At 47.8% G+C, this 26,644-nt stretch carries 22 protein-coding genes and 1 pseudogene; 19 read left to right on the top strand and 4 right to left on the bottom strand.

From position 1 onward, the window contains the following. The first annotated feature begins 1 nt into the window (after position 1). The 14 genes and pseudogenes from TOLA_RS05520 to TOLA_RS05585 all read left to right on the top strand — a co-directional run bounded on the left by TOLA_RS05520 (position 2) and on the right by TOLA_RS05585 (position 16,448). Positions 2–781 carry a thiazole synthase gene (locus TOLA_RS05520; RefSeq protein WP_012729303.1) on the top strand — a complete coding sequence of 260 codons (780 nt, stop codon included), beginning with the start codon at positions 2–4 and terminating at the stop codon, positions 779–781. Next, entirely contained in the window at positions 778–1,920 is a 1,143-nt protein-coding gene (thiH, locus tag TOLA_RS05525; RefSeq protein WP_012729304.1) for a 2-iminoacetate synthase ThiH, read from the top strand. The genes TOLA_RS05520 and thiH overlap by 4 nt, the downstream gene beginning before the upstream one ends. Positions 1,921–2,156: 236 nt before the next feature. Then, the gene (locus TOLA_RS05530; protein ID WP_012729305.1) at positions 2,157–2,537 is read left to right on the top strand and encodes an STAS domain-containing protein; all 381 of its coding nucleotides are present in this window, start codon (positions 2,157–2,159) and stop codon (positions 2,535–2,537) included. Positions 2,538–2,610: 73 nt separating this feature from the next. Beyond that, entirely contained in the window at positions 2,611–3,348 is a 738-nt protein-coding gene (mtgA, locus tag TOLA_RS05535; RefSeq protein WP_012729306.1) for a monofunctional biosynthetic peptidoglycan transglycosylase, read from the top strand. Between the two features lie 184 nt (positions 3,349–3,532). Continuing rightward, a complete protein-coding gene (tig, locus tag TOLA_RS05540; RefSeq protein ID WP_012729307.1) occupies positions 3,533–4,843 on the top strand; it encodes a trigger factor in 1,311 nt (436 codons plus the stop codon). Between the two features lie 85 nt (positions 4,844–4,928). Further along, entirely contained in the window at positions 4,929–5,552 is a 624-nt protein-coding gene (clpP, locus tag TOLA_RS05545) for an ATP-dependent Clp endopeptidase proteolytic subunit ClpP (RefSeq protein WP_012729308.1), read from the top strand. 75 nt (positions 5,553–5,627) lie between these two features. Continuing rightward, a complete protein-coding gene (gene clpX / locus TOLA_RS05550; RefSeq protein ID WP_012729309.1) occupies positions 5,628–6,908 on the top strand; it encodes an ATP-dependent protease ATP-binding subunit ClpX in 1,281 nt (426 codons plus the stop codon). A 139-nt stretch (positions 6,909–7,047) separates the two neighbouring features. Then, the gene (gene lon, locus TOLA_RS05555; RefSeq protein ID WP_012729310.1) at positions 7,048–9,396 is read left to right on the top strand and encodes an endopeptidase La; all 2,349 of its coding nucleotides are present in this window, start codon (positions 7,048–7,050) and stop codon (positions 9,394–9,396) included. Between the two features lie 127 nt (positions 9,397–9,523). Further along, a pseudogene (locus TOLA_RS05560) lies at positions 9,524–9,808 on the top strand (HU family DNA-binding protein); the annotation flags it as partial. A gap of 130 nt (positions 9,809–9,938) precedes the next feature. Then, positions 9,939–11,855, top strand: coding sequence for a SurA N-terminal domain-containing protein (locus TOLA_RS05565; RefSeq protein WP_012729312.1), 1,917 nt, complete (start codon positions 9,939–9,941; stop codon positions 11,853–11,855). 215 nt (positions 11,856–12,070) lie between these two features. After that, complete coding sequence (gene proQ / locus TOLA_RS05570; RefSeq protein WP_012729313.1) at positions 12,071–12,613, top strand: RNA chaperone ProQ; 543 nt, start codon at positions 12,071–12,073, stop codon at positions 12,611–12,613. A gap of 8 nt (positions 12,614–12,621) precedes the next feature. Beyond that, positions 12,622–14,634, top strand: a complete 2,013-nt coding sequence (gene prc, locus TOLA_RS05575; protein ID WP_041609473.1) for a carboxy terminal-processing peptidase — start codon at positions 12,622–12,624, stop codon at positions 14,632–14,634. A 134-nt stretch (positions 14,635–14,768) separates the two neighbouring features. Continuing rightward, positions 14,769–15,953: a formate-dependent phosphoribosylglycinamide formyltransferase gene (purT, locus tag TOLA_RS05580; RefSeq protein ID WP_012729315.1), complete on the top strand. Its 1,185-nt coding sequence runs from the start codon at positions 14,769–14,771 to the stop codon at positions 15,951–15,953. A gap of 15 nt (positions 15,954–15,968) precedes the next feature. Continuing rightward, positions 15,969–16,448, top strand: a complete 480-nt coding sequence (locus TOLA_RS05585; protein WP_012729316.1) for a methylated-DNA--[protein]-cysteine S-methyltransferase — start codon at positions 15,969–15,971, stop codon at positions 16,446–16,448. 81 nt (positions 16,449–16,529) lie between these two features. Here TOLA_RS05585 and asnS read toward each other — a convergent pair whose 3' ends face one another. The 3 genes from asnS to TOLA_RS05600 all read right to left on the bottom strand — a co-directional run bounded on the left by asnS (position 16,530) and on the right by TOLA_RS05600 (position 20,391). Then, positions 16,530–17,930: an asparagine--tRNA ligase gene (gene asnS / locus TOLA_RS05590; RefSeq protein ID WP_012729317.1), complete on the bottom strand. Its 1,401-nt coding sequence runs from the start codon at positions 17,928–17,930 to the stop codon at positions 16,530–16,532. A 182-nt stretch (positions 17,931–18,112) separates the two neighbouring features. Next, entirely contained in the window at positions 18,113–18,859 is a 747-nt protein-coding gene (locus TOLA_RS05595) for a HAMP domain-containing protein (RefSeq protein ID WP_012729318.1), read from the bottom strand. 197 nt (positions 18,860–19,056) lie between these two features. Beyond that, on the bottom strand, positions 19,057–20,391 hold the full coding sequence (locus tag TOLA_RS05600; RefSeq protein WP_012729319.1) for a 6-phospho-beta-glucosidase: 1,335 nt from the start codon (positions 20,389–20,391) through the stop codon (positions 19,057–19,059). Positions 20,392–20,509: 118 nt separating this feature from the next. Here TOLA_RS05600 and TOLA_RS05605 point away from each other — a divergent pair, with 118 nt between their 5' ends. Further along, the gene (locus tag TOLA_RS05605; protein ID WP_012729320.1) at positions 20,510–21,529 is read left to right on the top strand and encodes a LysR substrate-binding domain-containing protein; all 1,020 of its coding nucleotides are present in this window, start codon (positions 20,510–20,512) and stop codon (positions 21,527–21,529) included. On the opposite strand, the gene bioA is transcribed toward TOLA_RS05605, so the two are convergent. Next, positions 21,467–22,750 carry an adenosylmethionine--8-amino-7-oxononanoate transaminase gene (gene bioA, locus TOLA_RS05610; RefSeq protein WP_012729321.1) on the bottom strand — a complete coding sequence of 428 codons (1,284 nt, stop codon included), beginning with the start codon at positions 22,748–22,750 and terminating at the stop codon, positions 21,467–21,469. The genes TOLA_RS05605 and bioA overlap by 63 nt on opposite strands. 101 nt (positions 22,751–22,851) lie before the next feature. On the opposite strand from bioA, the gene bioB reads away from it, so the two are divergent. From bioB to bioD, 4 genes are read left to right on the top strand one after another with little or no spacing between them, the layout of a single operon-like run. Further along, entirely contained in the window at positions 22,852–23,919 is a 1,068-nt protein-coding gene (bioB, locus tag TOLA_RS05615) for a biotin synthase BioB (protein WP_012729322.1), read from the top strand. Next, positions 23,909–25,060: an 8-amino-7-oxononanoate synthase gene (gene bioF, locus TOLA_RS05620; RefSeq protein ID WP_012729323.1), complete on the top strand. Its 1,152-nt coding sequence runs from the start codon at positions 23,909–23,911 to the stop codon at positions 25,058–25,060. The genes bioB and bioF overlap by 11 nt, the downstream gene beginning before the upstream one ends. Then, positions 25,053–25,826: a malonyl-ACP O-methyltransferase BioC gene (gene bioC / locus TOLA_RS05625; RefSeq protein ID WP_012729324.1), complete on the top strand. Its 774-nt coding sequence runs from the start codon at positions 25,053–25,055 to the stop codon at positions 25,824–25,826. Before bioF ends, bioC begins: the two co-directional genes overlap by 8 nt. After that, entirely contained in the window at positions 25,823–26,506 is a 684-nt protein-coding gene (gene bioD / locus TOLA_RS05630; RefSeq protein WP_012729325.1) for a dethiobiotin synthase, read from the top strand. Before bioC ends, bioD begins: the two co-directional genes overlap by 4 nt. Positions 26,507–26,644 lie beyond the last annotated feature (138 nt).

The following is a 26,644-nucleotide window of genomic DNA, read 5'->3' on the forward strand; positions in this document are numbered from 1 at the left end:
CATGACTCAACCACTTAAAATTGCTGATAAAACATTTAGTTCCCGTTTGCTGACTGGCACCGGAAAATTCGCCTCTGCGCAGATCATGCAGCAGGCACTCACAGCCAGTACTACCGGAATCGTCACCATGGCTCTGAAACGGGTGCGTCTGGATGAACCGGACCTGCAAATCCTGGAACCACTCCGTCAGATGGGGGTACAGCTGTTACCCAATACCTCTGGTGCCCGTAACGCCAAAGAAGCTATTTTTGCTGCGCAACTGGCCCGTGAAGCACTCGGCACCAACTGGCTGAAACTGGAAATTCATCCTGATCCGCGTTATCTGATGCCCGATCCGATAGAAACCTTTAAAGCCGCAGAAGAATTATGCAAACAAGGGTTTGTCGTATTGCCATATTGCGGTGCTGATCCGCTGCTGTGTAAGCGACTGGAAGAAGTCGGTTGTGCCGCCGTGATGCCTTTAGGCGCAGCCATCGGCTCAAATCAGGGGCTTTCTACCAAGTCTATGCTGGAAATCATCATTGAGCAGGCCAATGTGCCTGTGATTGTGGATGCCGGCATTGGTGCACCGTCACATGCCGCTGCCGCGCTGGAAATGGGCGCTGATGCGGTGCTGGTAAATACCGCGATTGCAGTCGCAGGCGATCCGGTCGCGATGGCGCAAGCCTTCAGAATGGCGGTCACCGCAGGTCGTATGGCTTACGAGAGTGGCCTGGGTGCCGTTAACCAGCAAGCAAGCGCCTCCAGCCCGCTGGCAGCATTTTTGGAGACACTGGCATGAGCTTCTACGATGAATGGGCAAAACTCGACTGGGGAGAACAGCAGCAGTGGGTTTTACAGCAAACTGATGCTGATGTAGAACGGGCTTTAGCCCGGTTAGCCCGCACTGGAAAACGGGAACTGGCCGATTTTGCCGCTTTGATTTCCCCGGCCGCTGAAAAATATCTGTTACCCATGACCGAATTATCGCAAAAGCTGACCCGCCAGCGTTTCGGTAACACCATCAATATGTACCTGCCGCTCTATCTGGCCAATCTCTGCGCCAATGACTGTACCTACTGCGGCTTTTCAATGAGCAATAAGATCAAACGCAAAGTCTTGTCGCTGGAAGAGATTGATCGCGAATGTCAGATCATTCGTCAGATGGGCTTCAAATCGTTGCTGCTGGTGACCGGTGAGCATGAGCGCAAATCGGGCATGGATTACTTCCGTCAGGTTTTCCCTGTGATAAAACCTTATGTCTCTTATCTGATGATGGAAGTTCAGCCGCTCTCCACGGATGATTACCGTGAGCTGGTCAGCATGGGTCTGGATGGCGTGATGGTCTATCAGGAAACCTATCACGAGCCGACATATGACAAACATCATCTGCGCGGTAAGAAGAAAGATTTCCGCTGGCGTCTGGAAACGCCCGATCGCTTGGGTGAAGCGGGTGTAGATAAAATCGGACTGGGGGCTCTGTTAGGGTTAGGTGACTGGCGTACCGACAGTCTGATGGTCGCACGTCATCTGCAACATCTGCGTAAAACGCACTGGCAGAGCCGTTACTCGATCTCGTTCCCGCGTTTACGTCCGTGTACCGGTGGCTTCCAACCGGAAAACCCGATGAGCGATCGTCAGTTGTTACAACTGATTTGTGCTTACCGGTTATTCGATCCGGAAGTGGAATTATCGCTTTCCACCCGAGAGGGGCCGGAGTTCCGTGATTTCCTGATGCAGGTCGGAATAACCACCATGAGTGCGGGCTCTAAAACACAGCCGGGAGGCTATGCCGAAGATCATCCGGAACTGGAACAATTTGCAGTCAGTGATGAACGCAGTCCGGTTCAGGTCGCTTCCGTTATTCAGAAGCAGGGGATGGAAGTGATCTGGCAGGAATCCAGTCCGCAGCATTGGCATAACCATCAGATTTCTCAGTAAAATATTATAAATTGACTGCAAAATGCGAAAAAACCTGAGGGTTTCTTTGCATTTTGCATTTTTTTGTACTGGATATCGGTTTGATTAATGTTTTCTGGTTTTTATTTTATTTAAAATCAATATGTTATGATATTTATCTGAAGTAATGGAAATGTTGGCACTATATCTGTATTCATCCTGAACGAAAGAGATCACTTTCATCACCCGTGATTGGCTTAAACTATTCCGGAGTTCAAGTGCCTGTCATTACTTACACAATGAATCGTACGCTGGTGCTGACGATCGACGGCGAATTAAATAATGCTACGGTTGAAGAGATTCAGCCGATTATTGATTTGTTGATCCGGAAACATACTGATGTTTTAGTGGACATGAGTTCAGCCAGTTTTATCGATTCTGCCGGTATTAATGCCCTGATTTATCTGTATAAACAACTGCAGGCTAATGGCCGGCGTATGCGTTTGATTTGTAAACAGGGGCAACCGCGGGATTTACTTTCTATCCTGCATATCGACCGGACAATTACCTGTTACCCCTGCATTCGTGATTTTCTGGCGGATATTTCCGCAGAACAAGCTGCAGCAGGCTCTTCGTCATATGCGTCGCTGACTATTTAAAGTTCAGTGTATGCTCGCCAGTTATTTCTGTTTTAGTTAAACTACCCACACTGGAATCACCTGATCTCTCCTTATGCTGCTGGCTGCCTGTCGTAATCTCCTGAGTTTTGATGACCTGTCATGGACAAAATGGCTGAAGAAGCTGCTGCTCATTGGGCTGGTCTGGTTCTGCGTCCTGCATTTAAGCATTTTTCTGCGCATTGTCAGCTACATCTGGTATGACCCGTCATCCACCTCATTTATGGAAGAACAACTGGCGACGTTGCAGCTGGAGGATTCGGATATAAAGAAAAAACATGAGTGGGTTCCATACACATCAATATCCAAATCATTAAAGCGGTCGCTGATTGCTGCTGAAGATGCCAAGTTTCTCGATCATGATGGTTTTGACTGGGACGGTATTGAAAATGCCTGGGAAAAGAATCTGGCAAAAGGGAAAATTGTTGCTGGTGGATCAACTATCAGTCAGCAACTGGCTAAAAATCTGTTTCTGAGTTCGGACAAAACACCGTGGCGTAAATTAGATGAAGCGTTAATCACGGTGATGCTGGAAACCATTCTGGATAAACAACGGATATATGAGATATACCTGAATGTTATTGAATGGGGCGAGGGGATTTACGGCGCGGAAGCTGCTGCCCAATACTACTTTGGTACATCAGCAAAACGGCTAAGTGCCTATCAGTCGGCCTATCTCGCGGCGATGGTGACCAATCCACGGTACTATCAGACGCATCGGCGGTCTGCCCATTTGTCACATAAAACCCGCGTGATCCTTAAAAGAATGCGTCAATCGGATATTCCTGACTGATTTAGTTTGACATGGTTAGAAAAAACGCCAGGTTATGCATACCTCCCTCGACTCGTTGAATCTCCACCGCTATAATGGCGCGTCATTTTGTAACCGTCGCAATTTGCGCATTTTATTTAGTGGTGGTTAACCGACCACCAACAATAGCAACAGCACCAGGTGCTGAGTTTTACGAGGTAATGCAATGCAAGTTTCTGTAGAGACGACCCAAGGTCTGGAACGCCGTCTTACCATCACTGTACCAGCTGACAAGATCGAAAAAGAGTATAACAGCCGTTTGAATCAGGTTGCGAAAACCCGTCGCATTGATGGTTTCCGTCCTGGTAAAGCACCAAAAGCGCTGATTCAGAAAATGTACGGTGAATCCATTGTAGCTGATGTAGCTGATGCAGTTATGCAGCGTCATTTTGTTGAAGCACTGGTTGCTGAAAAACTGAACCCTGTTGGCGCGCCAACACTGGAACCAAACCAACTGGTTCCTGGTTCTGATTTCACTTTCACTGTGTCTTTCGAAGTGTACCCTGAATTCAAGGTACAGAACCTGGACGCAATCAAAGTAGAAAAACCAGTTGCTACCGTTTCTGACGCTGACCTGGACAAAATGCTGACTACTCTGCGTAAACAGCACGCTTCCTGGGTTGATGCTGACGAAGCAGCTGCAAACGATCTGCGCGTGAACATGGACTTTGTTGGTTCTGTTGACGGCGAAGAGTTCGAAGGCGGTAAAGCTGAAGGTTTCGCTCTGGTTCTGGGCGCTGGCCGCATGATCCCTGGTTTTGAAGCCGGTATCCTGGGCAAAAAAGCCGGTGAGTCTTTCGATATCGAAGTAACCTTCCCTGAAGATTACCACGCTGAAAACCTGAAAGGTAAAGCAGCTAAATTCGCTATCAAACTGAACAAAGTTGAAAAGCAGGATCTGCCAGAGCTGGATGCTGAATTCATCAAACGTTTCGGCGTAGAAGATGGTTCTGTTGAAAGCCTGAAAGCTGAAATCCGTAAAAACATGGAACGCGAACTGACCCAGGCGCTGAAAGGCCAGGTTAAAGAGCAGATCCTGTCCGGCCTGCTGGAACAGAATCTGATCGACGTACCAAAAGCGGCTGTAACCCGTGAAGTTGAAGCGCTGCGTCAGCAAGCTCTGCAACGTTTCGGCGCTGCTAACAGCAAAAACGTACCACAGCTGCCGGACGAACTGTTCCAGGAACAAGCTGAACGCCGCGTACGCGTTGGTCTGCTGTTAGGTGAAGTTATCCGCGAACAGGACATCAAAGCTGATGACGCTCGTGTGAAAACACTGATCGAATCACTGGCTACTGCTTACGAAGATCCTTCAGAAGTTGTTGATTACTACTTCCAGAACGAACGCCTGCTGAATAACATGCGTGACCTGGCTGTTGAAGATCAGGCTATCGAGTTCCTGCTGAGTCAGGCACAGGTAACTGAAAAAGCAACTTCATTTGATGAAGTGATTAACAAAGCTGGTGCTGCTGCGTAATCAGAAATTGACTGATCACACAATCTAATGCGTATAATGGCCCGAAAGCGAAAGTATTCGGGCCATTTTTTTAGGTATTCTGACTATGACCAATTTGTTCAATGATCAAATCTCATCTCCGTTGAATTCTCTGGTGCCGATTGTTGTAGAACAAACTGCACGGGGTGAGCGTTCTTACGATATTTATTCTCGCCTGTTAAAAGAACGAGTGATTTTTCTGACTGGTCAGGTAGAAGACCAGATGGCAAACCTGATTGTGGCGCAGCTGCTGTTTCTGGAATCAGAAAACCCGGATAAAGATATTTATATCTATATCAACTCTCCGGGTGGTTCAGTAACTGCTGGCATGGCTATCTATGACACGCTGAAATTTATTAAACCGGATGTCAGTACCGTTTGTATGGGACAAGCATGTTCCATGGGTGCATTCCTGCTGTCTGCAGGGACCAAAGGCAAACGTTTCTGTCTGCCAAGTGCCCGTGTCATGATCCATCAGCCGCTAGGTGGTTTCCAGGGACAGGCATCTGATATTCAGATCCACGCCATGGAAATTCTGAAGATTAAAGAACGACTGAACAACCTGTTGGCTGAGCATACCGGCCAGCCGCTGGAACGTATCGAGCGTGATACTGATCGTGACAATTTCATGTCCGCAGATCAGGCTGTAGAATATGGTTTGGTTGACGCAATCCTGAAGAAACGCGCCTGACAGATAGGTCTTTCTGCGCTACATTCAGAGGATGTGTAGTCATGAGCACGGAATCGTAAGTACAAGAGGTTTTGAATGACAGATAAACGCAAAGACGGTGACCATAGCAAACTGTTGTATTGCTCATTTTGCGGCAAGAGTCAGCATGAGGTCCGTAAACTGATCGCTGGTCCGTCAGTTTATATTTGCGATGAGTGCGTCGATCTGTGTAACGATATTATTCGTGAAGAGATCCGTGATATCGGTGGCGCACGTCCTCATATGACGGAATTACCGACACCGCACAAGATCCGGGCGCACCTGGATGATTATGTTATTGGTCAGGATCTGGCTAAAAAAGTGCTGGCAGTAGCGGTATACAACCACTACAAACGTCTGCGCAGCGGTAGCTCAGCGGATGGTGTTGAATTAGGTAAATCCAACATCCTGCTGATTGGTCCTACCGGTAGCGGTAAAACGTTGCTGGCTGAAACACTGGCTCGCTTGCTGGATGTGCCATTTACCATGGCTGATGCGACTACCCTGACCGAAGCCGGTTACGTGGGTGAAGATGTCGAAAACATCATCCAGAAGTTGCTGCAGAAATGTGATTACGATGTGGAAAAAGCACAGCGTGGTATCGTTTATATCGATGAAATCGATAAGATCTCACGTAAGTCTGATAACCCGTCTATCACCCGCGATGTATCCGGTGAAGGTGTTCAGCAGGCATTGCTGAAACTGATCGAAGGGACAATCGCAGCTGTTCCGCCGCAAGGTGGCCGCAAACACCCGCAGCAGGAATTTTTGCAGGTTGATACCTCTAAGATCCTGTTTATCTGTGGTGGTGCATTTGCCGGGCTGGATAAAGTTGTCGAACAACGTACTGCTCAGGGTGCAGGCATCGGTTTCAACGCTGAAGTGAAATCGAAAGATAAAAAAGTAACCCTGTCAGAATCGTTCGCGAAGGTAGAGCCGGAAGATCTGGTTAAATATGGTCTGATCCCGGAATTCATCGGTCGTCTGCCAGTAGTGGCAACCCTGACCGAGCTGGATGAGAATGCACTGATCCAGATCCTGGTTGAGCCTAAAAACGCGCTGACAAAGCAGTACCAGGCTTTGTTTAAGCTGGAAGGGGCTGAGCTGGAATTCCGTGAAGATGCCTTGCGTGCTATTGCCCATAAAGCGATGGAGCGTAAAACCGGTGCCCGTGGCTTGCGGTCGATTGTTGAAGGCGTTCTGCTGGATACAATGTATGACCTGCCATCAGTGGAAAACGTTAGCAAGGTTGTTGTCGATGAGCATGTGATTAATGGCGAAACCCAGCCAATCATGATCTATGACAATCCTGAAAAACAGGCAGCCTCTGCGGATTAATTGTCTGAAAAATGAGCAAAATAAAGGGGCTTAGGCCCCTTTCTTATTTTTTGCCACAAATGAGATTGAATATCAGAGAAATAGCCCCATATACTGATCCTATGCTCAGCTTTCAGGCATAAGCCAAGAGAATAATTCTATGAATTTACAGCGTTCAGATCGCACCGTGCTACCTGTTCTGCCGCTCCGGGATGTAGTGGTATATCCCCACATGGTGATCCCGTTATTTGTCGGCCGTGAAAAATCTATCCGTTGCCTGGAAGTGGCAATGGAGCAGGATAAAAAAATTCTGTTAGTGGCACAGAAAGATGCGTCTACAGATAATCCCGGACAATCAGATCTCTATACCGTTGGTACCATTGCTAACATCCTGCAATTACTGAAATTGCCGGATGGTACCGTCAAAGTACTGGTCGAAGGTGCAGAGCGTGTATTGCTTGAAGAGTTAACAGACGAAGAAACCTATTATGTGGGTATTGTCTGTCCTCTGGAATGCGTTGATATTCCTGAAGCTGAAAGTGATGTGCTGCTCCGTTCCGCTATCACACAGTTTGAAGGCTATATCAAACTGAACAAAAAGATCCCGCCAGAGGTTTTAACCTCTATTGCTGCGATCGATGATCCTGTGCGTCTAGCTGATACCATGGCGGCGCATATGCCTCTGAAACTGGAAGACAAGCAAAAAGTGCTGGAAATCCAGGAAGTTTCAGAGCGCCTGATGTTTTTGATGGCAAAAATGGAGTCCGAAATCGACCTGTTACAGGTGGAGAAACGGATCCGTTCCCGCGTCAAAAAACAGATGGAAAAAAGCCAGCGTGAGTATTATCTGAATGAGCAGATGAAGGCTATTCAGAAAGAGTTGGGTGAGTTGGATGAAAACACACCTGATGAATTCGAAACGCTGCATAAAAAGATCGAAGATGCCGGCATGACTGCAGAGGCAAAAGAAAAAGCACTCGCAGAATTGTCCAAACTGAAGATGATGTCTCCGATGTCAGCTGAAGCGACCGTGGTGCGCAGCTATATTGACTGGCTGATCGCGGTACCATGGAAAGCGCGTACCAAAGTGAAGAGAAATCTGCAGTTGGCAGAAAAAGTGCTGGATGAAGATCACTATGGTTTAGAAAAGGTCAAAGAACGTATTCTTGAGTATCTGGCGGTACAGAGCCGTATCAACCAGTTGAAAGGACCGATTCTTTGTCTGGTAGGACCGCCAGGTGTTGGTAAAACCAGTCTGGGGCAGTCAATTGCCAAAGCCACCGGGCGTAAATATGTCCGTATGGCACTGGGTGGCGTCAGAGATGAAGCGGAAATCCGCGGACATCGCCGTACCTATATCGGCTCTCTGCCGGGTAAGCTGATCCAGAAAATGGCAAAGATCGGGGTGAAAAACCCGTTGTTCCTGCTGGATGAGATCGACAAGATGTCTTCTGATATGCGTGGCGATCCAGCCTCTGCATTACTGGAAGTCCTGGATCCGGAACAGAACAACACGTTCAGCGATCATTATCTGGAAGTGGACTATGACCTGTCAGATGTGATGTTTGTGGCGACTTCTAACTCCATGAACATTCCGGGACCATTACTGGATCGTATGGAAGTTATTCGTCTGTCCGGTTATACCGAAGATGAAAAACTGAATATCGCCAAAAGTCACCTGCTGCAGAAACAGATTGAGCGTAATGGTCTGAAAGCGCATGAGATCACGATCGACGATTCGGCGATTATCGATATTATCCGCTATTACACCCGCGAAGCTGGTGTGCGTAGTCTTGAGCGTGAAATCTCCAAGATTTGCCGTAAAGCGGTGAAAGCGATTCTGCTTAACAAAGAGCTGAAGCACGTTACTGTCGATGCATCAAATCTGAAAGATTATCTGGGCGTACAGCGTTTCGATTTTGGTAAAGCTGTCGAACACAACCAGGTTGGTCAGGTTGTTGGTCTTGCATGGACAGAAGTGGGTGGTGACCTGCTGACGATTGAGGCAACCAATGTACCAGGAAAAGGTAAGCTGACTTTCACTGGTTCGTTAGGCGATGTAATGCAAGAGTCTATTCAGGCAGCCATGACAGTGGTTCGTGCCCGGGCCGACGCTTTACGCATTAATCCTGATTTCTACGAAAAACGTGATATCCACGTTCATGTACCGGAAGGTGCAACACCGAAAGATGGTCCAAGTGCCGGTATCGCTATGTGTACTGCTCTGGTATCCAGCCTGACCGGCAATCCGGTGCGTGCTGATGTTGCCATGACGGGTGAAATTACATTACGCGGTGAAGTGTTACCGATTGGTGGTTTGAAAGAGAAATTGCTGGCGGCGCACCGGGGCGGTATTAAACGTGTTGTAATTCCGTTTGAGAACACGAAAGATCTTGAAGAAATTCCTGATAATGTAAAACATGATCTCGAAATCTATCCGGTTCGCTGGATTGATCAAGTTCTTGAGTTGGCACTGCAAGACCCTGTAGAGCGGGTTAGCATTGCATAATCTGATGTTTTTTACGCGAAAGCGTGAATCCTGACGATTACTGATATAAAGCCGGTTGCAAACCGCAACCGGCTTTTGTATAACCGAGAGCTGTTTTCTAACGGAATAACCAGCCGCAAAAAATCATAAGGGGAAAGAAGTGAATAAATCACAGTTGGTTGATAAAATTTCCGAAAGCGCGGATATCTCCAAAGCTGCAGCAGGTCGCGCTCTGGATGCTTTCATCGAGGCAGTTGGCGAAGCATTGAAAGATGGTGATCAGGTTTCTCTGGTCGGTTTTGGTACCTTTGCTGTGCGTGAACGTGCTTCACGTTCTGGCCGTAACCCACAGACTGGCGCCACCATTGAAATTGCCGCATGCAAACAGCCTGCATTCAAAGCAGGTAAAGCATTAAAGGATTCAGTTAATTAATTTTTCAGCGATGAATTCAATTAATTGTCCTATCGACTGGAATAAGTTTCATCTATTTCAAGCGACCATAGAGCGCATCCTCTGATGCGCTTTTTGTGTTTATATCCACTGCATCAGGAGCATTAGATACATGCTGATGGATAAATTACGTGACGGTGCCCAGGGCCGTGTCGCGAAAATTATTTTTTGGTTAATTATTCTGTCATTCGCATTGGCAGGTGTTGGAAGCTATATCAATAGTCCGGCCAGTAACGATCCTGCGGTAGTTGATGATGAAGTCATCTCTGCTCAGACGTTAGAGCAAAGCTACCAGAATGAACGTGCAAGAATGCAGGCTCAGTATGGTGAAGCTGCCGCGCAATTGCTGGATAATCCGCAATACCTGGCGCAACTGAAAAAATCAGTTCTGGAGCGATTGGTTAATCAATCTCTTTTGAATAACAAAGCATTGAATGCCGGAGTTCGCCTGAGTGACGAGCAAGTAAAAGACGTTATTCGTCAGATGCCGGAGTTTCAGACTGACAATAAATTCGATAATCAGAAATTCACCACTGCGTTATCCCGCGTCGGATATACACCTGAATCATTTGCCAACTCTATGCGTCAGGATCTGATTCGTCAGTATTGGCTGGACGGTATATTGACTACCGAGTTTGCGTTGCCTGCAGAGGTCAGCCGTCTGGATGCTTTATATCAGCAAAAGCGCGATGTGAAGATGATCACCATTCCGGTCGAAACCTTCAGCAAACAGATTACGGTAACGGATCAGGATGTCGACGCGTTTTATAAAGCCCACAGCAATGAATTCATGCAATCAGAACAGGTTAAACTGAATTACATTGTGCTGAATTCAGCAGATCTGGCAAAAACGATCCAGCCAGCTGACAGTGAGCTTAAAGCATATTATCAACAACATGCTGAGCTGTTTACTGAACCTGCGCGCCGTAAAGTTTCACATATCCTGATTACGGATAAAGACGACAACGCGGCACAGAAGAAAGCGGATGAGTTGCTGGCTAAACTGAAATCCGGTACGGACTTCACTCAGTTAGCAAAAACCGAATCTGCTGATACTCTCTCTGCGCGTCAGGGTGGCGAATTAGACTGGTTTGAAAAAGGCGTTATGGATCCTGCTTTCGAAACAGCAGCTTTTGCCTTAAACCAGAAAAATGAACTGTCCGCTGTGGTTAAGTCTGCTTTCGGTTATCACATCATCAAGCTGCTGGATAAACAGGATGCTATCGAAACACCTTATGACAAGGTAGTGACGATTGTCCGTCAGAAGTTTGTTGATGAAAAAGCGAAAGAGCTGTTTGCTGATCAACAGCAAAAACTGTCAGATATTGGCTTTGAAAATCCTGATTCACTGGATGCAGTCGCTGAAGGTTTGAAGCTTCCGCTCCAGAAAACGGATTTTATTGCTGCACAGCAGTTACCGGCTGAGATCAATGTTCCTGCGGTAAAAGAGCAGGCCTTTGCTGAAAAGTTACGTGATGAAAACACTAACTCTGAAGTTATCTCAGTGTCGGATACTGTCGCGGTTATGCTGCACGTGATTGATTATAAACCAAGCAGTGCTAAACCACTGTCTGAAGTGAAAGATCTGGTTGTCGCTAAATTGCGTGCAACGAAAGCGGCAGAAAAAGCACATACTGAAGCGATGGCATTGCTGGAAAAAGTGAAAGCGGGTCAGTCGATTGACGAACAGCTCACTAAGCTCAACGCTAAAGTTGAAGAGAAAAAAGGCTTGGCCCGTTTTGGAACGGATATCCCGGCTCCGCTGGCTCAGGCTGTGTTCAAACTGGCAAAACCGGCTGATAAAGTGGTGAGCGCTGGTCTGTATGCAGATGAAGAGGGTAATCAGTCTGTGCTGGTGTTAGAAAAAGTGATTTCTGCGCCTGAAACAGCTGACGCTCCGTTACAGCAAGGATTGTCTGAGCAATTAGTCAAGCTGAAGCAGGAAGAGACGTATGGCGCGTTGATTGAGGAATTGCGACAGAAAGCAAAAATCAAATATGCCGCTGTAACCCCGGAATCAGCTGACTGATTTGTGACAAAATAAGGCAGAAGATATTTCTTCTGCCTTATTTTTCGATACATAAAAAAATATGTGTAAAACGCGATAAGCATTCGTCAGAATGCGTAAGTGAAAGAAAGCCAGGCGTTGAAAATAGTGTATAAGCACAGTATAACGTTCTTATATTTTATCGTGTCTGCTACTTGAATTACTGATACAACCATCTTGATTAGTTAAGGTCGTAAATGGAAAACAACGAAAAAATCACCAACAGCAAAGAATTGATCGCATATCTTTCAGAACTGTTTCCTGCTTGTTTTATAGCTACAGGTGAAGCCCGTCCGCTGAAAATTGGTATTTTCCAGGATCTGGCTGCCCGAATGGCTGACGACCCAAGAGTTTCCAAAACTTTACTGCGTTCAGCATTGCGTCAATACACCTCGAGCTGGCGTTATCTGCATGGTTTGCGTCCGGGAAATATGCGGGTTGATCTGGATGGTAATCCTGCTGGTGAGCTGACAGAAGAGCATGTCACCCATGCCAAGACGGCACTGAAAGAAAGCAAAGATAAAATCTTTTCTTCCCGCCGTAAAACCCCAGGTAAACCAGCTAAGCCGAAAAGACCAGTTGTTGATATTTCTACTCTGAAAACTGGGCAACAGATTAAAGTGATGCTTGGCAAATCTCCGGTTACAGGTAGTATCAAAGAAGTTACCCGCGATGACGTTCAGGTTGAATTGTCTTCGGGTATGCAGGTGCGCGTTAAAGCGGAACACCTGGTTCCTTAAGGAGCGCTATTTTGAGAGTAAATTTGTTCAAGAGCACTGCAGTTGCACTTGGCGTATTCTATGTGGGGTTATCATATGCGGTGGCCCCACCGATATCTGAAGATTCTTTGCTGCCACTAGCGCAGGAAGAACAACACTCAATTGCCAGTAAACGTATTTCTGCTTTATTCACCTGCAGCCACTACAAGCATTTTGTTCTTGATGACCAGATTTCACAGCGGATTTTTGATCTTTATCTTCAGGCTTTAGATTATAACCGTAGTGTGTTGCTGGCTGCTGATGTTGCCAATTTCGACTCTTTCCGTAATCAGTTCGATGATGCCTTGCAAAGCGGCGATCTTAAAAATGCCTATGCGATGTATAATCTGAGCACAAAGCGTCGTTATGAGCGTTACTCTTATGCACTGTCATTACTCGATCAACCTATGTCATTTGATGTGACAGACAAATATGAGTTTGATCGTAGTAAGAGCGCCTGGGCTAAAGATGAAGCCGAGATGAATGAGATTTGGCGGCAACGAGTCAAATACGATGAGCTGAATCTGAAACTGGCGGGCAAAAAACCGGCAGAAATTAAAGATCTGCTGATCAAGCGCTATAGCAACGCAATCAAACGCCTGAAACAAGATGAAAGTGAAGATGTCTTTCAGGCTGTGATGAATTCTTTTGCGCGTTCTATTGATCCGCATACCAGTTATCTTTCTCCACGTAATGCAGACCGTTTCAATTCTGAAATGAATCTTTCTCTGGAAGGGATTGGTGCTGTATTACAGGCGGATGATGATTTTACTGTTGTCCGTTCACTGATTCCTGGTGGTCCGGCAGATAAAACCAAATTGTTACGGCCGGATGATCGCATTACAGGTGTGGCTCAGGATCGCGGCAAGGTTATTGATGTTATCGGCTGGCGTCTGGATGATGTGGTTGAACTGATCAAAGGCCGTAAAGGCACTAAGGTTCGCCTTGAAATTCAGCGTGGTAAAGGTGCTACGCATCAGACACAGCTGATTGAGTTGACCCGCGATAAGGTTCGTCTGGAAGATCGGGCAGCTAAATCACAGGTCATCAAATCTGAAGGCAAGAAAATAGGCGTTATCGAAGTGCCTAGTTTCTATGTCAATCTGCATCTGGATGTGCAGAAAGAGCTGACTAAGCTCAAGGCACAGAAAATTGATGGCTTACTGATCGATTTGCGGAATGATGGCGGTGGCGCATTAACTGAAGCGACTGAACTCACCGGACTGTTCATGAAACAGGGCCCTGTAGTGCAGATCCGCGACACAATGGGTCGCGTCGCTGTTAACGAAGATACTGACGGCAAGTCATATTATGATGGCCCGATGACAGTATTGATTGATCGTTATAGTGCTTCGGCTTCAGAGATTTTCGCTGCGGCAATGAATGACTATGGTCGTGCTCTGATTATTGGTGAGAATAGTTTTGGCAAAGGCACTGTGCAGCAGCATCGTGCATTAGGCAAAATTTATGACTTCTTCGATAATGAGTTGGGTCATATTCAGTACACAATTGCCAAGTTCTATCGTATTGATGGTGGCAGCACCCAGAATAAAGGGGTGCAACCGGATATCAATTTCCCTCCGCTGACTGATCCGACTGAAACCGGTGAAAGCGTGGAGCTGAATGCATTGCCATGGGACAAGATCGAAGCTGCTCAATACACCAAACTGGGTGATTTCACTGCGTTGCTGCCGAAACTGAAAGAGGCTCATCAGCAACGGGTGAAAAACGATCCTGAGTTTAAATATGCTGAAGAAGATATCGCCTGGTATCAGGCTGAAAAGAGCAAGAAATATATTTCTCTCAATGAAGCTGAACGTATAAAAACCCGGGATGAGCAGGATCATAAGGCATTGCAACGTGCTAATGAGCGTCTGACCCGGATGGGTAAACCAATGGTGAAATCACTGACTGATATCCCGACGGATATGAAATTCCCGGATGGTTATCTCAAAGAAGCAGCAAATATCACTGCTGATTTGGTCAGGCTGAGTAAATCCTGATATTTTCACCAAGGGGATGAGCGATCATCCCCTTTCTTTTTGCGCTATCTTTTCTGCTTCTGGTTGCTCTGTTGTCAGATATTTGTATGATCGGCAGGTCAAACTTCCGTTATTTCACTCAGGGAACAGAGATTATGTCTTTTCTAGGAACTCCATATTCCAATGGCGCTACTCGTGCAATGCTGCTGGGCTCCGGCGAGCTGGGCAAAGAAGTTGCAATTGAATTACAGCGTCTTGGTGTGGAGGTTATTGCGGTCGATCGCTATGCCAATGCTCCGGCAATGCAGGTCGCTCACCGTAGCCATGTGATCTCTATGCTTGATGGAGAGGCACTGAGTCAGTTGGTGCAACAGGAAAAACCACACTTCATCATTCCGGAAATTGAAGCGATTGCGACTGAAACCCTGCAGAAACTGGAGCAGGAAGGTTTTAATGTCGTACCAACCGCTTTAGCTACCCGCCTGACTATGGATCGTGAAGGTATTCGCCGGCTGGCAGCTGAAACGCTGAAGTTGCCAACTTCCCCCTATTTTTTTGCTGAAACAGAAGCTGAATATCAGCAGGCTGTGGAGCAGATTGGCTTTCCATGCGTGATTAAGCCGGTCATGAGTTCTTCCGGCAAAGGTCAGAGTGTTGTCCGTAAGGCTGATCAGGTCGCCGTTGCCTGGCAATATGCTCAGGAAGGCGGCCGAGCAGGTCGTGGTCGTGTCATCGTAGAAGGTTTTGTACCTTTCGATTATGAAATCACACTGCTGACCGTGAGTGCCGTAGATGGTATTCATTTCTGTGCGCCGATCGGTCATCGTCAGGAAGATGGTGATTACCGCGAATCCTGGCAGCCACAGGTGATGAGTGATGCCTTGCTGGAAAAATCTCAGCATGTGGCTCGTGAAGTGGTAAAAGCACTGGGCGGTTATGGTCTGTTCGGTGTTGAGCTGTTTATCAAAGGTGATGAAGTCTACTTCAGTGAAGTTTCTCCTCGTCCGCATGATACCGGCATGGTGACACTGATTTCACAGGATATGTCTGAGTTTGCATTGCATGTACGTGCAATTCTGGGCTTGCCGATCGGTAAGATCACTCAGTATGGTCCGGCGGCATCTGCCGTTGTGCTGCGTGAGGGGAATTCTACTGATATCCGTTATGGTAACTTGCCAGCTGCTCTGGCTCAGATCCCTGGTGCGCAGTTACGCCTGTTCGGTAAACCGGAAATTGCCGGTCGTCGCCGTCTGGGTGTTGCTTTGGTCCGGGCTGAAAATGTTGAACTTGCGATTGAGCAGGCAAAACAGGTTGCAGCTGCCGTAGACGTAAAATTCTGATAGACAGGTAATATGATGATGATTGCAATCTGCTATTTTCAGTCACCGGTCGGTTATTTGCGCTTGCAGGCGGATGATGAGGGATTGCAGTCGTTATTACTGAACAGCTCACCGGTTGATGAGCCGGAGGTTACTGATCCGTTATCTCATCCGGTTCTTGCGCTGGCTTGTCAGCAATTACAGGAATATTTTTCCGGTTCACGGCAGGAATTCTCTGTGCCGCTATCCATGCAGGGGACTGTATTTCAGCTTGCCGCCTGGCAGGCTTTGCAGCGTATCCCTTATGGCTCAACTGTCAGTTATAAATCCATTGCTGAGCAAATTGGCCGGCCTAAAGCGATGCGTGCTGTGGGTATGGCGAATAACCGTAATCCGGTTGCGATCATTGTGCCGTGTCACCGGGTGATTGGTGCCAATGGTAAGCTGGTAGGCTATGGAGGTGGATTGGATATGAAGCAGTGGTTACTGGACCATGAGCACCAGCATGCCGGATGATTTATTACTGAACGAATATTGAAAATATGAAAATAAGAAAGGCCAGCGAAACTGGCCTTTCTTGTATCTGCTCGCTGTTGCTTAGTATTCAGCGTTACGCGGGGTACGTGGGAATGGAATAACATCACGCACGTTACCCATGCCGGTAACGTAAACCACCAGACGTTCAAAGCCCAGACCAAAACCGGAATGTGGCACTGTGCCGTAACGACGTAGGTCGCGATACCACCAGTAGTCTTCTTTGTTCAGACCCATTTCAGCCAGACGGGCATCCAGTACGTCTAAACGTTCTTCACGTTGTGAACCACCGATGATTTCGCCGATGCCTGGTGCGAGAACGTCCATTGCAGCCACGGTTTTGCCGTCATCGTTCAGACGCATGTAGAATGCTTTGATATCTTTCGGGTAGTTTTTAACGACTACCGGTGCTTTGAAATGTTCTTCCGCCAGATAACGCTCATGCTCGGAAGACATGTCGATACCCCATTCCACCGGGAACTCAAAGGTACGACCGCTGTTTTTCAGAATTTCAATCGCATCCGTGTAATCAACCTGTGCAAAATCAGCGCTGACGAATTGTTCCAGACGGGTAATAGCGTCTTTATCCACGCGCTCAGCGAAGAATTCCATATCGTCACGGCGTTCATTCAGAACGGCGCTAAAGACATATTTCAGCAGTTTTTCAGCCATCGCGGCGTTGTCGTTCAGATCGGCAAATGCAATTTCCGGTTCAACCATCCAGAACTCAGCCAGATGACGGCTGGTGTTGGAGTTTTCTGCGCGGAAAGTCGGGCCGAAGGTATACACCTTGGACATGGCACAGGCATACGTTTCCAGGTTCAGCTGACCGGATACTGTCAGGAAGGCTTCTTTACCGAAGAAATCCTGGTTGTAATCGATGCTGCCTTTGTCAGTACGTGGCAGGTTTTCCATATCCAGCGTGGATACACGGAACATTTCACCGGCACCTTCGCAGTCAGAAGCTGTGATCAGCGGAGTAGCGATCCACATAAAGCCTTCATCGTGGAAGAAACGATGGATAGCCTGAGCGATACAGTTACGCACACGGGTCACGGCACCCATCATGTTGGTACGCACACGCAAGTGAGCATGTTCACGCAGGTATTCTACAGAATGGCGTTTTGGTGCCATTGGGTAGGTATCCGGATCTTCAACAAAACCGAGCACAGTTACGCTGTCAGCCAGAATTTCAAATTGCTGGCCAGTACCTGCAGAAGCCTGAATAACACCGGTTACTTCAACGGAGCAGGAGGTAGTCAGACGCAGCACATCGCTTTCGTAATTTGACAGGGTATTTGGTACTACGGCCTGTACAGGCGCAAAACAGGAACCATCATGGATGGCCAGGAACGAAATACCGGCTTTGGAATCACGACGGGTGCGGATCCAGCCTTTTACTGTCAGAGTCGTGCCAACGGCATATTTACCCTGCAGCACGTCAACTACGGGAACGTGAGTCATCTGAATTACTTCTCCATTTAATACTTATATTTGGCTTAGCCAATCTGAAAATGCTCTCATCTTACCTTTGTCGACAAATGTCTCAAGGCTAATATAAGGCTGAATGACCTTTTTATGTCAAAGCGGTGCTTTTTAGTTCAGTAGTCTGTGTTTTTTGCTTCGGATTAACCAGAAACCGCGGATTATTTATTGTCTGAAGACGTTACAGATAAGTGTTCCATCAACTGATTAAAGCTCTCATTGAGCTGATCAATCTCGTCATTGTGGACGATAGGTAAACGGGTAGAAACGTCATCGAAATCGGCAACATCATCAATGGCCTGCCGTAGTTTTTGCAAGCGAAGGACAATGTGTTTGCGGGTTATGGACAGGGTCATCAGTAACACACCGCTAAAAATGGCCGAAAGCATGATCGCAGAGATCAGAATATGCTGTTCTACCTGATCCAGCTGCTTGTCGAGCGAATATTCCAGACGGATTGCTGCAACAGGCTTGGCACCTGCATCAGATGAATCAGGCTGGTAGTAGGGCATGATGGCCACTATTTTGGTCTGACCATTATGACTAATGGTTTGCTGTATCTGCTGCCCCTGCAGTGACAGTTTTTCCTGCTGATCAGCTGGCAGGGTTGCATTGTTTACCGGGCCGAACTTATCGCTGGACTGCGCCTGAATCCATTTTGTTTTCAGAACGTATTTCTGTTTCATCAGGCTTTGCTGATATTGTTCTAAACGTTCTGGCTGATGATCATTCGTTATCAGATCCAGACCATTACTGTAGGTTTGCAGTAGTGATGATACATGCTCAGCACCGAGCTGAAGCACCAGTTCACGTTCACGGAAAGCCTGATTCAGCGTCGTACTGGTTAATACCAGCGAGAAGATGATCAATAGGATAAAGCAGATTTTCCCGGTAATGGAAATACGCATTACAGAATCTCGTTGCCAGAAACCTGTTTAGTCTAGCAGAGCGACCTTTTCTGTTCGACGTTTAATTCGGATCCGCAAAATAAGAAAACCGGGAGCGATCAACACTCCCGGTAAAAAACGCATCCTGCGTTTAACACACACGGGTAACACTCAGAGCACTCACTGGGGAGGACGGCATTGCGCCGTCCCTGGAGGCATTATTTCAGATTGGCTTCGTAGTAAGCCTGGAATTGTGGCATGTATTTGATGTTTTCACGGATGGTTTCATCCAGTGCGGCTTCCAGAACCTTACCGGTTTTAACCAGTGGATTCAGGGTCAGGGCGCGCAGTGCGCTCTGATAATCGCCGTTTACAGCAGCATCAATGGTGAAACGCTCGAAGGTTTTCATTGTTTGCAGCATAGCCAGCGTATCCGGCTCAAAAGGAGCAACGTTCAGCGGCATCGGGCCGGATTTAGTGATAACTGACGTCACCTCGACAGAGCAGTCATCAGGCAGGCCTGCGATGGTGCCGTTATTACGGGTGTTCACATGCATCAGCGTACGTTTGTCGTTGTAGATGGCGCTCATCAGATCACAGGCGGCGTCAGAGTAGTATTGACCACCACGGCCTTCCAGTTCTTTAGGTTTCACATACAGTGACGGGTTGCTGTAGATCTCGAAAAGTTTTTCTTCCAGCGCTTTTACTACTTCGCCACGAGTACCTTCAGTTTCTGCTTCGTGCACTGATTTTTGATAAGTATCATCAGCACTGAAGTAGTAACGCAGGTAAGGGCAAGGGATCTGGTGGCGATTTGCCAGCAACTTACGTGGCCATTTCAGTGAAGGAATATTTTTCGGGTTAAATGCCTGGTTATCGTCGAGGAACTCTTCCAAAACGAAATCCATCTGATCTTTACCCTGATAGTTCACCTGACGGGCAAAAATGAAGTGGTTCAGACCAGCCACTTGTACAAACACGTCTTTTTCTTCTGCATTCAGCACTTGTGCGATACCTTTTTGCATCAGCACTGGCACGTTACACAGGCCAACCACTTTTACTTTGGTATGACGCAACACTGCTTCAGTCACGATACCTGACGGATTAGTGAAGTTCAGTAACCAGGCATCCGGGCTGTATTTTTCGATGTCGCGGCAGATGTCTAAAGTCGCAGGAATAGAACGCTGCGCTTTGGCAAAACCACCCAGACCATTCGTTTCCTGACCGAGCATGCCATGTTTCAGAGAGATGCGTTCATCACGAATACGCGCATCCAGGCAGCCAACACGGAATTGTGAGCAGACGAAATCAACATCGGTTAAGGCTTCTTTGCGATCCTGCGTCAGAATAACTTTTACTGGCAGACCGGCGTGTTCAAACATACGACGGGTCAGAGACAGAATGATTTCTGCTTTATGCCAACCTTCATCGATATCTACCAGACGAACTTCAGTGATAGGCAGTTGGCTGCTACGGGCAATCAAGCCGTCAATCAATTCTGGGGTATAACTTGAACCGGCACCGATGATGGCAATTTTCAGATCTTTTTTCATGACTAGTGTTGTCCTTTGTTGGGTCTATGAAATAAGTGTAACCGGTTTCATTTTGACTAAAAGCGAAATAAATCACATTATGGATTAATTATGCTAATCCATAAAAAGGGGATAGAAAGTGTTAGTTGAACAAAGCATGCTGGCGCTGTTACATACCTTTGAAGTCTCAGCGCGTCATCTGAGCTTTACCAAAGCAGCGGAAGAACTTTATCTGACGCAAGGCGCGATTAGCCAGCGCATTCGTCGTTTGGAAGAGTTACTGCGGTTCAAGCTGTTTATCCGTCTGACCCGTAAGCTGATGTTGACGCCGGAAGGGGAACAACTGTTGCTGGCGTTGACCAGTTCATTGCAGCAAATTAATGAAGTGATTGAAGATATCCGCTTCAATGAGCTGCGCGGGATGTTGTGTATCGGTCTGCCGCCTGCATTCGGGCAATTGTGGCTGATGCCCAGGTTAACAAGTTTTAAGACCACTTACCGGTCGTTAGATTTACTGTTTTATGGTCAGCATGGGTTGCCGAATTTTGAGGCTGAACCGGTCGATATGGCGGTGTATTACGGGAATGCCAGTCTGCCGCATTTGCATTCCTGGACACTGCTGGAAGAATGGCTGGTGCCGGTATGCAGCCCGGAATATGCCGCCAGTCATGGCTTACTCAGCACCGATAAGACCGATTTACGTAAATGTTCGCTGCTGCACTGTACCGAGTCGCTGGAACAGTTTGAGTTTGGTTATGAATGGCAACACTGGAGCCAGTCTACCGGTGTCGTTTTGCCGCACAGTAACCGCAAGTATGTTTTTAACCAGCATGCGATGGCATTAGAAGCGGCTAAACACGGTATGGGTCTGGCGATGGGGCGCTGGTTTTTGGTGATGCCGGCGGTGTTGCGTGGTGAACTGGTGATGCCGGTGGATTATAAGATCCCGTCCGGTATGGGTTATCAGTTGTATTGTTCCCGTGAGCATGTGCAACGCCCGCGTTATCAGGCGTTTGCACAGTGGTTACAACGTACTATTGATGAATGGCTGGAAATAAAAGAAGCATCGTTGTCAGCAGAGCATCCTTTTATTTATTCAGGTCATGGTCATGATCATGGTATTGAGCCCGACGCCGATTGCTTTTGTGAGCAGACTTAATTCGGCAGATGACATCACAAAGGGCGGCATGATGTAGATCAGTCGCCCGAACGGGCGGATCCAGACACCCTGTTCGACAAAGATGGCTTGTAATTCCGCCATGTTCACCGGGGTTTTGGTTTCCACTACACCAATGGCGCCGAGCACGCGCACATCTGCCACCGCCGGATGCTGACGGTAGACCGACAGCTCTTCGTTTAGTTGATGTTCGATCTGGCTGACGCGTTGCTGCCACGGGGAATTCAGCAGCAGATCAAGCGAGGCGTTGGCGACGGCGCAGGCCAGTGGATTACCCATAAAGGTGGGGCCGTGCATCAATACGCCGGCTTTGCCTTCGCAAATCGTGGTAGCCACTTTTTCAGTAGTTAACGTGGCGGATAACGTCATATAACCGCCGGTCAGCGCTTTGCCGATACACATAATATCCGGCGTAATGCCAGCCCATTCACAGGCAAACATTTTGCCGGTGCGGCCGAAACCGGTAGCGATCTCATCGGCAATCAGCAGGATCTGATATTCATCGCAGAGCTCTCTGACCCGGCGCAGATATTGCGGATGATAAAACCGCATGCCGCCAGCACCTTGCACGATGGGTTCCAGAATAACAGCGGCGATTTCATGTTGATGCTCTGCTAACTGGCGAGCGAAATCAGCGATATCCTCTTCCTGCCAGTCATCCTGTGGTTTGCATTGAGGGGCTTCAGCAAACAGATGTTCCGGCAAAAAGCCCTGATACAACTCATGCATGCCACCTTGCGGGTCACAGACACTCATTGCTCCAAAGGTATCACCGTGATAACCCTTACGTATGGTCAGGAAACGATTTCTGGGCGTGCCTTTACTGTGCCAATACTGAATTGCCATTTTCAGTGCGACTTCAACCGCCACTGAGCCGGAATCAGCCAGAAAAACGCGATCTAAACCTTCCGGCGTGATGTCTACCAGCTTACGACACAGATCAATTGCTGGCTGGTGGGTAATGCCGCCGAACATGACATGTGCCATATCCTGCAGCTGATTTTGTGCCGCTGAATTCAGTTCCGGTACGTTATAGCCGTGAATGCAAGCCCACCATGACGACATACCATCCACTAAACGCCGGCCATCTTCCAGTTCCAGAAAGACGCCTTCCGCACGCTTGACGGAATAAACCGGTAATGGACTGGTTAACGAAGTATAGGGATGCCAGATATGCTGACTATCGAATTCAGAATTGTTCATTATTTATCCTGATGTAAATATCAGATTTCATTTTTGATTGACAGTTTAACGGGCAGACATAGACTATCCAAATAATTTTCGTCACAGAGTACAGAGAACCCATGTCAGTCAGCATCCGTCATAACTGGACAGTCTCCGAAGTAGAATCACTGTTTGCTTTACCATTCAACGACCTGTTATTTCAGGCGCAGCTGGTACACCGTGAAAACTTCAACCCGAATGAAGTGCAGGTGAGTACTCTGTTGTCGATCAAAACCGGTGCTTGTCCGGAAGACTGTAAATATTGCCCGCAGAGCGCGCGCTATAACACCGGTCTGGAAAAAGAGACGCTGCTGGAAGTTGAAAAAGTATTACAACGTGCTCAGGAAGCTAAAGAAGCGGGTTCTTCACGCTTCTGTATGGGCGCTGCATGGCGTAATCCGCGTGACCGTGATATGCCTTATATCATCCGCATGATCCAGGAAGTGAAAGGTCTGGGCATGGAAACCTGTATGACGCTGGGTATGCTGACTGAAGAACAGGCGCAGCAACTGGCGGAAGCGGGCTTAGATTATTACAACCACAATCTGGACACTTCACCGGAATTTTATAACGCGATTATTACTACGCGTACTTATCAGGAACGTCTGGATACGCTGCAGCACGTCCGTGATGCCGGCATGAAGATCTGTTCTGGCGGTATCGTCGGCATGGGCGAACAGGTTGAAGATCGTGCCGGTCTGTTGGTGCAGCTGGCGAATTTGCCGGTGCAACCAGAAAGCGTGCCGATCAACATGCTGGTGAAGGTGAAAGGGACGCCGATGGAAAATCAGGCTGATCTCGATCCATTCGATTTTATTCGTACCATCGCGGTTGCGCGTATTTTGATGCCGAAGTCGCATGTTCGTCTGTCTGCTGGTCGTGAAAAAATGAACGATCAGATGCAGGCATTGTGTTTTATGGCCGGTGCAAATTCGATTTTCTACGGCTGCAAACTGCTGACGACCCCGAATGCGGATGCTAACGAAGACATGCAACTTTTTGCCCGCTTAGGGCTGAAGCCGGAAGCGCGTGCCCAGAAGCCGGATATGGTGGAAGAACATGCACTGCTGGAAGCCATTGCCGATCAGGCGGAAGGCGCACTGTTTTACGATGCCAGCAAACCGCGGACACCGGCTAATGCCGTTTGATCTGCAAACCGGGTTAAATGAACGGGCCCGGCAGGGCCTGCTTCGTCAGCGTCAGATCCTGCAATCAGGGCAAGGCCGTCATATTGAACTGAATGGCCGACGTTATATTAACTTTTCCAGTAATGATTATCTGGGATTAGCCGCCCAGCCATTTCTGACTAAAGCCTGGCAGGACGGATTAGCACGTTGGGGGGCAGGCTCCGGCGCTTCGCCGCTGGTCACTGGCTATACCGAAGCGCATGCCGAGCTGGAACAAACCCTAGCTGAGTGGCTGAACGTCGAATCTGTCCTGTTATTTTCTACGGGTTTTTCTGCGAATCAGGCAATAATCAAAGCGTTATTGCAGAAAGAACATATCCAGTATCAGGATCGTCTCAACCACGCTTCGCTGCAGGAAGCAGGGGCGCAATCACCGGCTAAAATGCTGCGTTTTCGTCATAACGACATGGCTCATCTGGCCTCGCTGTTACAACCGCATTCCGGGTTGATTATCAGTGAAGGTGTGTTCAGCATGGATGGTGATCAGGCACCTTGCCAGCAGCTCGCTGATCTGGCGAAACAAAGCGGTAACTGGTTAATGCTGGATGATGCGCATGGCATTGGCGTGTTGGGTGAGCAGGGGCGTGGCACGTTGTCGCATCAGGGCGTTGCATCTGACAGCGTACACATCCGTATGGCGACATTTGGCAAAGCACTGGGCGTTGCCGGAGCGTTCGTTGGCGGCAGCCGACAGCTGACCGATTATCTGCTCAATTTTTCCCGTGATTATGTTTACAGCACCCACATGCCACCGGCGCAGGCTTATGCCATTAGTGCAGCTATCGCCTGGGTGAAACAAGCCGATGAAGAACGTGCACATCTGCAGTCATTGATCCGGCAGTTCCGGGATGGTATTACCGGATTGGGTCTGGCCGCAGCCGAGTCATCTACAGCAATTCAGCCACTCATTATCGGTGATGCAGATAAAGCGGTATCTGTGGCGAATAAATTACGGGAGCGGGGATTGTGGGTCACAGCTATTCGCCCGCCAACGGTGCCTAAAGGTACAGCTCGTTTGCGAATTACACTGACAACGGCACATCAATCATCCGATATATCACTGTTACTCAACGCGTTAAAAGAGTGTGTTACCGATGTTTGAACAGGTCGATAAGCAGGCGTTGGCCAACCGCTTTGGTAAAGCGGCGCAATCGTACGATCAATACGCATTGTTACAGAAAGAGGTTGGGCGTAATCTCTTGAGTCTTATTCCGGATGAAAATTATGGGAATGGACTCGATCTGGGATGTGGCTCCGGCTTTTTTTTGCCTGATCTGCAACAATGGTGTAACTACTTGCTGGCGCTGGATATTTCTACCGGCATGCTGAAACAGGCCGCTTTGCGGGATAACGCACAGGGATATGTCTGTGGTGATGCAGAAGCATTACCTTTGTGCAGCGAATCTCAGGATCTGGTGTTTACCAGTCTGGCATTACAGTGGTGTCATGACCCGGTTCAGGCATTCCGGGAAATAAAAAGAGTATTAACGTCACGAGGTTACGCGCTTTTTGCTACGCTTAGCGAAGGCAGTTTATTTGAGCTACGGGAAGCATGGACCGCTGTGGATGACCATGAACATATCAATCAGTTCATGGCCATACCGGAACTTCGTTCTGTATTACAGAATGCGGAGTTGCAATGTAAAACCTGGCAGACTCGCCGTCATGTTATGCATTACGCCGATGTAAATGCCATTCTGCAGAGTCTGAAACAGATTGGTGCAAGTCAGGTTAACGGGGAGCGGAGTCAGGGGTTGTTGACCCGGCAGAAGCTGTTTCGTCTGCAACAGGCATATGAACGATACCGGTTACCCACGGGATTGCTCCCGGTCACCTATAACGTGTGCTACGGAGTTTTACATCGATGAGCAAAACTTTTTTCGTTACCGGCACTGATACCGATGCAGGAAAAACCACCTGTACGCTGGCTCTGTTGCAGGCAGCTGCGGCAAAAGGATTAAAAGCGGTGGCTTACAAGCCGGTTGCTGCAGGTTGTGAAATGATAGAGAACAAACCCTGTAATCAGGATGTTCTGCTGTTACAAAAGCACAGTGCGCTACCATTACAATACGAACAGGTTGTTGCTTATTCGTTTGATGCTTTCTCGTCACCGCATATCGCCGCAGAAGAGTCGGGTGTCACGATTAAATTAGACGTGTTATCTGAAGGTTTATCCCGTCTGAAGAAAAGCACTGGTGCGGATATTATTTTTGTTGAAGGTGCTGGTGGCTGGCGTGTTCCTATCGGAAATGGTCATTTCCTTTCTGACTGGGTTAAATACGAAAATATGCCAGTGATCATGGTTGTAGGGGCGCGTTTAGGCTGTATCAATCACTCCGTATTAACCTATGAGGCTATTCATCATGATATGCTGCCTCTGGTCGGATGGTGTATGAACCGGATCACCCCGTCGATGAATCATTATCAGCAGAATCTGGAAACACTGAAAAGTCTGTTGCCAGCGCCGTTCATGGGAGAAATCCCTTATATCAATAAACCTGATGAACAAGATCTCGGCAAATATCTGGATATTTCCACATTGTTATAACTCCCCTAGATAACCGAGGTATTTTAATAAATACTTCGGTTATGCCGAGTTCAACTGATTGCATTTCTTACATTTCATTTACTTGAAATTCCTGCTTACGCCCCTATGATCAGGATGTGTGTCTTTGCACACTTAGAG

This window comes from Tolumonas auensis DSM 9187 (assembly GCF_000023065.1).
Classification (GTDB): Bacteria; Pseudomonadota; Gammaproteobacteria; order Enterobacterales; family Aeromonadaceae; genus Tolumonas; species Tolumonas auensis.

Bases quoted from the DNA above. Each gene is read 5' to 3' on its own strand.
- TOLA_RS05520 (WP_012729303.1), top strand. From the start codon at position 2: ATGACTCAACCACTTAAAATTGCTGATAAAACATTTAGTTCCCGTTTG.
- thiH (WP_012729304.1), top strand. From the start codon at position 778: ATGAGCTTCTACGATGAATGGGCAAAACTCGACTGGGGAGAACAGCAG.
- mtgA (WP_012729306.1), top strand. From the start codon at position 2,611: ATGCTGCTGGCTGCCTGTCGTAATCTCCTGAGTTTTGATGACCTGTCA.
- tig (WP_012729307.1), top strand. From the start codon at position 3,533: ATGCAAGTTTCTGTAGAGACGACCCAAGGTCTGGAACGCCGTCTTACC.
- clpP (WP_012729308.1), top strand. From the start codon at position 4,929: ATGACCAATTTGTTCAATGATCAAATCTCATCTCCGTTGAATTCTCTG.
- clpX (WP_012729309.1), top strand. From the start codon at position 5,628: ATGACAGATAAACGCAAAGACGGTGACCATAGCAAACTGTTGTATTGC.
- lon (WP_012729310.1), top strand. From the start codon at position 7,048: ATGAATTTACAGCGTTCAGATCGCACCGTGCTACCTGTTCTGCCGCTC.
- TOLA_RS05565 (WP_012729312.1), top strand. From the start codon at position 9,939: ATGCTGATGGATAAATTACGTGACGGTGCCCAGGGCCGTGTCGCGAAA.
- proQ (WP_012729313.1), top strand. From the start codon at position 12,071: ATGGAAAACAACGAAAAAATCACCAACAGCAAAGAATTGATCGCATAT.
- purT (WP_012729315.1), top strand. From the start codon at position 14,769: ATGTCTTTTCTAGGAACTCCATATTCCAATGGCGCTACTCGTGCAATG.
- TOLA_RS05585 (WP_012729316.1), top strand. From the start codon at position 15,969: ATGATGATTGCAATCTGCTATTTTCAGTCACCGGTCGGTTATTTGCGC.
- asnS (WP_012729317.1), bottom strand. From the start codon at position 17,930: ATGACTCACGTTCCCGTAGTTGACGTGCTGCAGGGTAAATATGCCGTT.
- TOLA_RS05595 (WP_012729318.1), bottom strand. From the start codon at position 18,859: ATGCGTATTTCCATTACCGGGAAAATCTGCTTTATCCTATTGATCATC.
- TOLA_RS05600 (WP_012729319.1), bottom strand. From the start codon at position 20,391: ATGAAAAAAGATCTGAAAATTGCCATCATCGGTGCCGGTTCAAGTTAT.
- bioA (WP_012729321.1), bottom strand. From the start codon at position 22,750: ATGAACAATTCTGAATTCGATAGTCAGCATATCTGGCATCCCTATACT.
- bioB (WP_012729322.1), top strand. From the start codon at position 22,852: ATGTCAGTCAGCATCCGTCATAACTGGACAGTCTCCGAAGTAGAATCA.
- bioF (WP_012729323.1), top strand. From the start codon at position 23,909: ATGCCGTTTGATCTGCAAACCGGGTTAAATGAACGGGCCCGGCAGGGC.
- bioC (WP_012729324.1), top strand. From the start codon at position 25,053: ATGTTTGAACAGGTCGATAAGCAGGCGTTGGCCAACCGCTTTGGTAAA.
- bioD (WP_012729325.1), top strand. From the start codon at position 25,823: ATGAGCAAAACTTTTTTCGTTACCGGCACTGATACCGATGCAGGAAAA.